General features: G+C 66.0%; 9 protein-coding genes and 1 pseudogene. 2 read left to right on the top strand and 8 right to left on the bottom strand.

Going from position 1 to position 8,715, the window contains the following annotated elements; translation table 11 throughout:
* Positions 1–388, top strand: a 388-nt coding sequence (locus RHBS_RS19810; protein WP_128646284.1) for a hypothetical protein, incomplete at its 5' end; no start/stop codon positions are given.
* Between the two features lie 12 nt (positions 389–400).
* Here RHBS_RS19810 and RHBS_RS19805 read toward each other — a convergent pair.
* The 3 genes from RHBS_RS19805 to RHBS_RS19795 are packed head-to-tail and all read right to left on the bottom strand — an operon-like array spanning position 401 to position 2,884.
* Complete coding sequence (locus RHBS_RS19805; RefSeq protein WP_121869906.1) at positions 401–1,585, bottom strand: SPFH domain-containing protein; 1,185 nt, start codon at positions 1,583–1,585, stop codon at positions 401–403.
* Positions 1,586–1,588: 3 nt separating this feature from the next.
* Positions 1,589–2,020: an NfeD family protein gene (locus tag RHBS_RS19800; RefSeq protein ID WP_037190035.1), complete on the bottom strand. Its 432-nt coding sequence runs from the start codon at positions 2,018–2,020 to the stop codon at positions 1,589–1,591.
* Between the two features lie 54 nt (positions 2,021–2,074).
* Positions 2,075–2,884 (bottom strand): DUF3097 domain-containing protein, encoded by an 810-nt coding sequence (locus RHBS_RS19795; protein ID WP_128646285.1) that lies wholly within the window; start codon positions 2,882–2,884, stop codon positions 2,075–2,077.
* A gap of 76 nt (positions 2,885–2,960) precedes the next feature.
* Between RHBS_RS19795 and RHBS_RS19790 the strand changes: the two genes are divergently transcribed.
* Complete coding sequence (locus RHBS_RS19790; protein ID WP_187298564.1) at positions 2,961–3,788, top strand: hypothetical protein; 828 nt, start codon at positions 2,961–2,963, stop codon at positions 3,786–3,788.
* Positions 3,789–3,823: 35 nt separating this feature from the next.
* Here RHBS_RS19790 and RHBS_RS19785 read toward each other — a convergent pair whose 3' ends face one another.
* From RHBS_RS19785 to RHBS_RS19765, 5 genes and pseudogenes are all read right to left on the bottom strand, one after another.
* Entirely contained in the window at positions 3,824–4,900 is a 1,077-nt protein-coding gene (locus RHBS_RS19785; protein WP_128646283.1) for a ferrochelatase, read from the bottom strand.
* A 99-nt stretch (positions 4,901–4,999) separates the two neighbouring features.
* Entirely contained in the window at positions 5,000–5,824 is an 825-nt protein-coding gene (inhA, locus tag RHBS_RS19780) for an NADH-dependent enoyl-ACP reductase InhA (RefSeq protein ID WP_094615150.1), read from the bottom strand.
* A 57-nt stretch (positions 5,825–5,881) separates the two neighbouring features.
* The gene (fabG1, locus tag RHBS_RS19775; RefSeq protein ID WP_128646282.1) at positions 5,882–6,604 is read right to left on the bottom strand and encodes a 3-oxoacyl-ACP reductase FabG1; all 723 of its coding nucleotides are present in this window, start codon (positions 6,602–6,604) and stop codon (positions 5,882–5,884) included.
* 66 nt (positions 6,605–6,670) lie between these two features.
* Entirely contained in the window at positions 6,671–7,663 is a 993-nt protein-coding gene (locus tag RHBS_RS19770) for a VWA domain-containing protein (RefSeq protein WP_128646281.1), read from the bottom strand.
* Positions 7,660–8,656: pseudogene (locus RHBS_RS19765) on the bottom strand (DUF58 domain-containing protein). The gene RHBS_RS19770 and the pseudogene RHBS_RS19765 overlap by 4 nt, the downstream one beginning before the upstream one ends.
* Between the last annotated feature and the right edge of the window lie 59 nt (positions 8,657–8,715).

Raw genomic sequence — 8,715 nt, 5'->3', positions numbered from 1 at the left:
CGGTCCTGGCCACGGTGGCGGACCGGCCTACGGTCTCGGCAATGCCGTCGGAGTCGTCCTGAGCGTCGTCGCGGCGGCCCTGGGCGGAACGGCGATGGTACCCACCGTGTTTCGCATCGCACGACGACGACGCGACTCGACCGGAGACGATCCGGTCGAGCCGCTTCGTGGTGGACTGACGATAGGCATCCTCGAACGCGTGGCCGTCGCGGTGTCGATTCTCGCCGGCTGGCCGGAAGGCATCGCCATCGTGCTGGCAGTCAAGGGACTCGCGCGCTATCCCGAACTGCGCGAATCCCATGCCTCCGAACAGTTCATCATCGGCACCTTCGCCAGCGTCCTGTGGGCCCTGGCCGCTGCCGGGGTCGGAACTGCCCTGATCAGCTGATCGGGGCCGAACTCAACGCTGTTCCGGCTCCGCCTCCGGCGACGCCGCCAGGGCACCGACGTCGAACCCCTTCGACAGCTCGGGTGCGGATGCCAGCGACGTGTCGACCGGCTTGCGCGCCACTGCTTCTGCAGCCTTGACCGCCTCGGCGACCGCCGGATCGGTCTTGGTCTCGAACCATTCGGCAACCTCGTCCGAGTCGTCCTCGGGCTTGGGCTCGTTGCCGGCCGACTCGTTGGGCTCGTACCGGAACACACCGTCCTCGCCGGGCGCACCGAGTGTCTTGGCGAACCCCTTGAGAGCGTCACCGAAATCGCTCGGAATCATCCACACCTTGTTCGCATCACCCTGAGCCATCTGCGGCAGCGTCTGCATGTACTGGTACGCCAGCAACTCGGGTGTCGGCTTGCCTGCCTTGATGGCACCGAACACCTTCTCGATCGCCTTGGCCTGACCCTGAGCCTCGAGGTACTTCGCGGCGCGATCGCCCTGCGCACGCAGGATGCGCGACTGCCGCTCACCCTCGGCGGTGAGAATGGACGCCTGCTTGCCGCCCTCGGCTGCAAGAATCCGGCTCTGCTTGTCGCCCTCGGCCGTCTTGATCGCCGATTCACGATGACCCTCGGCAGTGAGGATGGTCGCTCGCTTCTCGCGATCGGCCTTCATCTGCTTCTCCATCGACTCCTGAATCGAGGGCGGCGGGTCGATGCTCTTGAGCTCGACTCGGGCCACTCGCAGGCCCCAGCGGCCGGTTGCCTCGTCCAGCACGACGCGGAGTTGACCGTTGATCGAATCACGCGAGGTGAGAGTCTCTTCCAACGTCATTCCGCCGACGACGTTGCGCAGAGTGGTGGTGGTCAACTGCTCGACACCGACGATGTAGTTGTTGATCTCGTACACGGCCGACTGCGGGTTGGTCACCTGGAAGTAGACGACGGTGTCGATGGACACGGTCAGGTTGTCCTTGGTGATCACCGGCTGCGGCGGAAACGACACAACTCGCTCACGCAGGTCGACCTTGGCGCGGATACGGTCGACGAACGGCACGAGAAACGTGAGCTGACCGGACACGGTGCGCGTGTAGCGGCCGAGCCGCTCGATCACGGCGGCCTCGGCCTGCGGGACGATCGAGATGGACTTGGCCATCAACACCGCGACGAATGCGACGATGACAGCCAGTGCGATGAGTGCTTCCACTGGCTACGGTCCCTTCCATACGACGGCGGTAGCGCCGTCTATTTCCATCACGGTCACGGTGGTGCCAGGGGCGTAGACCTCGGTCTCGTCGAGTGGACGAGCGGTCCACACCTCCCCACCGAGCTTGATCTGGCCTTCGTGGGCAGTGACCTGTTCGAGAACCACCGCGCTCTTGCCGGTGAGCGCGGCCATTCCCATCGGCGTGTCGGGAGGAGTCGCGAAGCGCCGCAAAAGAATGGGGCGCAACCCGAGCACCAAGGCCAACGACAGGACACCGAAGACGATCGCATCGGCCCACACCGGGAAATCGGTCAGAGCCGATACGCCTGCGGTGCCGAGCGCACCGCCGGCGATCATCAGAAGAAAGAAGTCGCCCGTCAGTGCCTCGGCACCGGCGAGTACCACTGCCGCTATGAGCCAAATGATCGCTGCCACAGCCTCCATCCAAGCACGAATCGGACAATTGCCGGTGCGTTGCTGCACACAGCCCTACTCGGTGACGAAGTCGACCAATTGTTCGACGGCCCCGATCAGTGGTGCTTCGAGATCACGGAAGCTCGAGACCGACGAATACACCCGACGCCACCCCTCCCGCGGACTACCCCACCCCAGCTCTCGGCAGATTCCGGTTTTCCAATCCTCACCCCGCGGGATCTTCGGCCAGGCATCGATACCGACAGCAGCGGGCTTGACCGCCTCCCAGACGTCGATGAACGGATGACCGGTGACCAGAACGTGCTCGCCCAGCGACCTCGTCAACTTCGATTCCTTGGACCCGGTCACCAAATGGTCCACCAGCACTCCGACCCGTCGGCCGGGGCCGGGACCGAAATCCGCCAACCGCTCCCCCAGATTGTCCAGACCCTCCAGATGCTCGACGACCACGCCCTCCACCCGAAGATCGTGCCCCCACACACTTTCCACCAGAGCCGCGTCGTGCACGCCCTCGACCCAGATGCGGCTGGCACGGGCGGTGCGCGCGCGTAGACCCTCGACTTTGGTCGAACCGGACGCGGAGCGCGTCGGAACCGTCGCTGCCGCCGCGGGCTTGGGACGAACCAGGGTGACCCGACGTCCGTCGATCAGAAATGCTGCCTCGCGCAGGGCGAACAGCCGCGTCGTGCGGGCACCGTCCTCGAGCCGGACGAAATCTCCGTCGCAGGTGCGCTCGAAGCCGACCACGGCACCGCAGTACCCGGTTCCGGCATCTTCGACGACCAATCCGCGCTCGGCCGACACCTCCGGTGCCGGAACCTTGCGCATGCGACTGTGCCCTTTGAGAATGTCTCCGCCGTACATGTCGTTCACGGCGACCAACGCTAGCGACACCGGCGTCCCGAGCACGGTTCGCCACGCCGACCTATGCTCGTGAGTCGTGTGTTCCTCCAGTACGAGTCTCGCCCTGTGGGCCGGTTCCTGGCTGGCCGGTGCCAGCTCGCCCGACGACGTCATCGACGCCATGTCCGAGTGGGCACCGATGCATCTCGTGGGTGCGGGAGATGCGGACGCGGCCGAGAACTTCGGGCTGGAGTACCCCCGCTACGCCGACGGAATCGCGGGCTTGCTGCACGCGGTCAGAGCGGCTGCAACGGCGTCGACGCCCGCTGCCGGAGACGATCGCGTCAAGCTGGTTCTGCCTGTTCCCGGCGCGGTGAGCGGCCTCCCCGCGAACACGGACTTCTCCCGAGCTGCCCTCGGCACCGGTCAGGCAGTGGTGATCGGGACCTCGGGTAACACCGGGATCGGGTTGGTGCCCGTCGTGGAGGGCCCCGATGTGTTGCGCTGGACCGTATATTCGATCGTCGTCCCCGAGCACGCACAGCGGAACCAGGGGTTGGGTGAGGCCGAGTACGAGATGCGTGAGGCCGTGCGCGGCGCGGCGGACGCTCTCGCGCAGATGCAGTCGCTACCCACCCGAACCCTCGACGTCGATCCGCGCACCCGTATCGCCGCCTTGATCGCCGACGCGGCACGGCATCGCTACCCCGCAGAAATGTCCGACAGGGCGTTCCGCGTCCTCGAATCGGCGGATCGGGTCGCCGCCATTCTGACTGTCGCGGCGGGATCGGCTCCGTCGGAAGCACCGACCGCGTCGGCAGCCGCAGCACGTGAAGAACTCGTTCGACCGCTGTGGGCTGCAGTGCGCACCGCGCGCACCATCGCTGTGGCGACGAGCATCGAAGCGGCGATGCATTCTGCCTGACACCCCATCGGGAAGCGGGTGTCAGGCACAGACGTTCACGACGAGGCGGCGGGCCTGGAGGGGCGGGTGGGCTGCTCACAGCAGCCGACGGCGCAGCGACTGCCGTCCAGTGTCGACCCGTAGCCGGGAACGCTGCCGAGTCCGCGGCATCGGCCACCGACTCGGTATTCGTCCACGAGTTCGCGAATCATCTGCGGGAAACGCGCGTCGGATCCGGGGGTGCCTGCGCGAGCGAAGGCCATTCCGAGTTCGCGGGCCTTCTCCTCCGCTTCGGTGTCGAGATCCCACACGACCTCGAGATGGTCGGACACGAATCCGATCGGACACACGATCACGGCGTCGACGGACTTCTCCGACAGCGCTTCGAGGTGATCACAGATGTCGGGGTCCAGCCACGGCACCTGCGGGGGTCCGGAGCGGGACTGCCACACCAGGTCGTAGTCGTCGACACCCGACGCGGCCGCGACGAGCCGCGAGGCCTCGGTCACCTGACGGCTGTAGAGGTGGCCGCCGTCCTCGGGCGGGCCCGCGTTGGCGTCGGCGGCCGAGGGGATCGAGTGTGCGGTGAACACCAGACGTGAACCTGCGCGGTGCTGCTCGGGCAGTGAGGCTCGTGCCGATGCGACGGCGGCGCTGAACGCGTCGACCATCAGCGGGTGGTCGTAGTACTGCCGAATCTTGAGCAGATGCGGCGCATCGTCACCGACGGCGGCGCGAGCCCGGGCGATGTCCTCGTGGTACTGCCTGCATCCGGAGTAGCCGCCCCAGGCGGAGGTCGGAAAGACGAGTGCGTTCCTGATTCCGTCCGACTTCATGGTCGCGACGGTGTCCTCGATCATCGGATGCCAGTTGCGGTTTCCGAAATAGATCGGCAGATCCACTCCGGCGGAATCGAATTCGCCGCGGAGTGCATCGATGATGTCTCTGTTGAGCCGGTTGATCGGAGAGACTCCCCCGAAGTGCATGTAGTGCTCGACGACGGCATCGAGCCGCTCGGGCGGCACTCCACGTCCGCGAGTGACGTTCTCCAGGAACGGGCGTACGTCGGCGGGCTGTTCCGGCCCGCCGAACGAGAGCACCAACAATGCGTCGAAGTCTCCAGGGGTGGTCATGATTCCATTGTGCCCCCGTCGCAGACCGGCCCCGGCGGGGGTCCGATCGGCGAACGAAACCTATCGGTGGGCGCACGTGCGGTTCCGCCCACCGCGGCATCACATGTTCTCGGGCAGGTACGTATTGTGGCTGGCTCCGCCGTCGACGTACACGATGGATCCGGTGGTGCCGGGCAGCCAATCCGAGAGCAACGCGACGATCGACTTGGCGACGACGGTGGGGTCGTTGACATCCCAGCCGATCGGAGCAGCGCCGTCCCAGTAGACGTTGAGCTGATTCATCTTGGCCGCGTCGTCGGTTGCCGTACCCGCGATGGCCTTGGCGGCCAGGGTCTTGATGGGGCCGGCAGCGACGAGGTTCGAGCGAATGCGCTTGGCGGCGCCCACTTCCCGGGCGACGTAGCGGTTGACCGATTCCAGTGCAGCCTTGGCCACGCCCATCCAGTTGTAGTACGGCATCGACGTGCGCGGGTCGAAGTCCATTCCCACGATGGAGCCACCCTCGTTCATGACGGGCAGAACTGCACGCGCGAGCGATGCGTAGCTCCACGCCGAGATCTCGAAGGCCTTAGCGGCGTCGGGGCCGGGGCCGTCGAGGAACGGCTTCGCGTCAGGGCCCATCAGGGTGCGGGGAGCGAATGCGATCGAGTGCAGAACCCCGTCGATACCCTCGGGTGCTACTTCGCGTACGCGGTCGGCCAGCGCCGCGAGGTGCTCCTCGTTGGTGGCATCGAGCTCGATCGCGGGGGGCACCTCCTTGGGCAGACGCTGTGCGATGCGGTCGATGAGCCGAAGCCGATCGAACCCGGTGATGATCACCTTGGCGCCCTGCTCCTGCGCCATGGCAGCGGCGTGGAACGCGATCGAGGCATCGGTGATGATGCCGGTGATGAGAATGGTCTTGCCTTCGAGCAATCCGCCCATGGTGCAGTGTTCCTTAAATCGGAGGTGAATGTCTATATCGTTGCGCGAGAGGGACTATCAGTGACCCATCCCCAGACCGCCGTCGACCGGGATGACCGCACCGGAGACGTAAGCCGCATCAGGCGAAGCCAACCAACTCACGACGCCTGCAACCTCTTCGGCTTTACCCTTGCGCGCGAGCGGAATTGCTTTGACGGCCATTTCCTGGATCTTCTCGTCCAGGACCTGAGTCATCTCGGTGTCGATGAATCCCGGCGCGACGACGTTGGCTGTGATCGAGCGGGAACCGAGTTCACGGGTCAGCGAGCGCGCCAAGCCGATGACGCCAGCTTTCGATGAGGCGTAATTCGCCTGACCGGCCGTGCCGGTCATTCCGACTACGGAACCAAGGAAGATGAACCGACCGTAACGGGCACGAAGCATCGAGCGACTTGCCCGCTTCGCCACGCGGAACGCACCGGTGAGGTTGGCGTCGAGAACATTGGAGAACTGCTCGTCAGTCATCCGCATGATGAGTGTGTCGTCGGTGGTGCCGGCGTTAGAGACCAAAACCTCGACCGGTCCCTGCTTCTCCTCGACCTCCTTGAAGGCCGCGTCCACCGAGGCGGAGTCGGTGACGTCGCAGACGACTCCGAACAGCCTGTCGGGAGCACCGGAGCCGCGGTGGGTGACGGCTACCTTGTGGCCGTCGGCTTGGAGCCGCTGGGCGATGGCAAGACCGATACCCCGGTTACCTCCGGTGACGAGTACCGATCGCGCGATGAAGTCAGGTGTGGACATGCCTAGCAACCTATCTGTTCGTCCTGGAATGACAAAGCGAAACTTACTGGTGAGTAAGAACAACGATCACGGAAGACGTTGCCTCATCACCAACGCCGAACCGAGGCCGACCGAGATGCACAGAACACCGAGAATCAGCCAGGGACGCGAGGCGTCGCCGCGGGTGATCTCGAAACCGATCTGCTCCTCCAGGGTGTCGTACACGCCGCGGAGGTCCTCGAGCGACGACGCGGTGAAGAAGCTGCCGCCGGACAGATCCGCGATGTCCCGCAACGACGGATCGTCCACCGGTACCGGCACCCGTTCGACTCCGGCCTCGTCCTCGATTTCGACCGAGCCATAGCTCGTGCCGAACGAGATGGTGGAGATGGGGACGTTCTTGTCCTTGGCGGCTCGCGCCGCGGTGTACCCGCCGCGTGGATCGTCCAGGTTCTGCGGAACGGTCTGCTTGCCGTCCGAGAGCAGCACGATGCGCGCCGGTGGTGCCGCGTCGCCGCCGCCGAGTATCGCGCCGAGAGTGTCGATCGACTGGAGCGAGGTGAAGATCGCCTCGCCGGTGGCCGTTCGCTCACTGAGCTGCAGCTTGTCGATGGCGGACTTGGTGGCTTCGCGGTTGGCCGTAGGCGAGACCAGAACCGACGCCGTACCGGCGAACGCGACCAATCCGAGATTGATGCCGGGCGTCAGACCGTCCGCGAAGGATTTTGCTGCTTCCTGTGCGGCGGCCAACCGAGTCGGCTCGACGTCGGTGGCCTCCATGGACAGCGACACGTCGATCACGAGCATGACGGTCGCCCGGTTCCGCGGCACGCGCTCGTCCGCCGTCGGGCCGGCCAGCGCGACCGTGAGGAACATCAGACCGACCAGCACCAGTGCGGTGGGCAGGTGACGTAACCGGTTCGGCCGATCGGGCGCGACGGACTCGAGCAGTTCCATGTTGGAGAACCGCAGTACGTGCTTCTGCTTGCGCCGCTGGATCCAGACGTAGCCGACCGTCAGCGCGATGACGACGACGAGGAATCCGAGCCACCACGGCGACGCGAAATCGGTCAGGCTCATCGTGAACCCGCCCGAGCGGTGTTGGTGAAGCCGGACCCGATGGTGTGCCTGCGTGCGGTCACGAACCGTACGACGTCGGCGATCCAGTCACCGTCGGTGCGGAGCGTCAATCGAGGTGCACCGCACCGCCGCAACGCCTTCTCCACGTCGTCGCGGTGTGCGGCTGCTGCGCGCGCGAAATCTGCGCGTAGCCGCGGCGTCGTACTGAATTCGCGAGTGCGGCCGGATTCCGGATCGTGGAGAACGACATCACCGACGTCGGGCAGTTCCAGATCGCGTGGGTCGAGTACCTCGACGGCCAGCACGTCGTGCCGAGCGGAGATGGCCCGAAGCGAGCGCTCCCAGTCGATCGGCCCGAGAAAGTCGCTGATCACCACAGCATCCCGCGGCGGCGTTCGGGCCGTCGCAGCGCTTCGATGGCAGCGCGCAGGTCACCGCGCACACCGTCGGCCGCAGCCGGTGTGGTGGCTATGGCGCGAAGCTCGATTGAGTGTGCACACGGCCGCCGCGCGCCGGAATGCGGTTGGTGTCGGAACCGGTGGCAACCACCGCGCCGATTCGATTGCCGCCGCCGCCGGACAGATGCGTGATGGCAGCCGAGGCCGCGACCGCGAGATCCCGCTTCTCGCACCCGGTGGTGCCGAAGTCGAGGCTGGCCGACAAGTCGACCACGAGCCAGGTCTCCAGCTCGCGGTCGGCCACGGACTGCCGCACGTGCGGATGCGTCGTGCGCGCGGTGACCGACCAGTCCATCTGCCGAACATCGTCGCCCGGCTGGTACTCCCTGGCGTCGCCCGGTTCGGATCCAGGACCGGGGATCAATCCGAGATGGTCACCGTGCAGCACCCCGTCCAGCCGTCGACGCACCGTCAGTTCCAGGGTCCGCAGTGCTGCGGCGAGCTTCGGATCACGCAGCTCACCCGAACGGAACGACGGTGGCCGGGCCACGACGGCTCGGCCTGCGGTCGCGGAGGCGGTGTCGGATCCGCTCACTGCCCCGGCGTACCGATCGATGATCCGTCACCCGACGGCTTCTGCAGAGACGGTGCGGG

The sequence above is a fragment of the Rhodococcus sp. BS-15 genome, from assembly GCF_000813105.1.
Lineage (GTDB): Bacteria > Actinomycetota > Actinomycetes > Mycobacteriales > Mycobacteriaceae > Rhodococcoides.
This window is presented reverse-complemented; position numbering and strand designations above follow the sequence as displayed.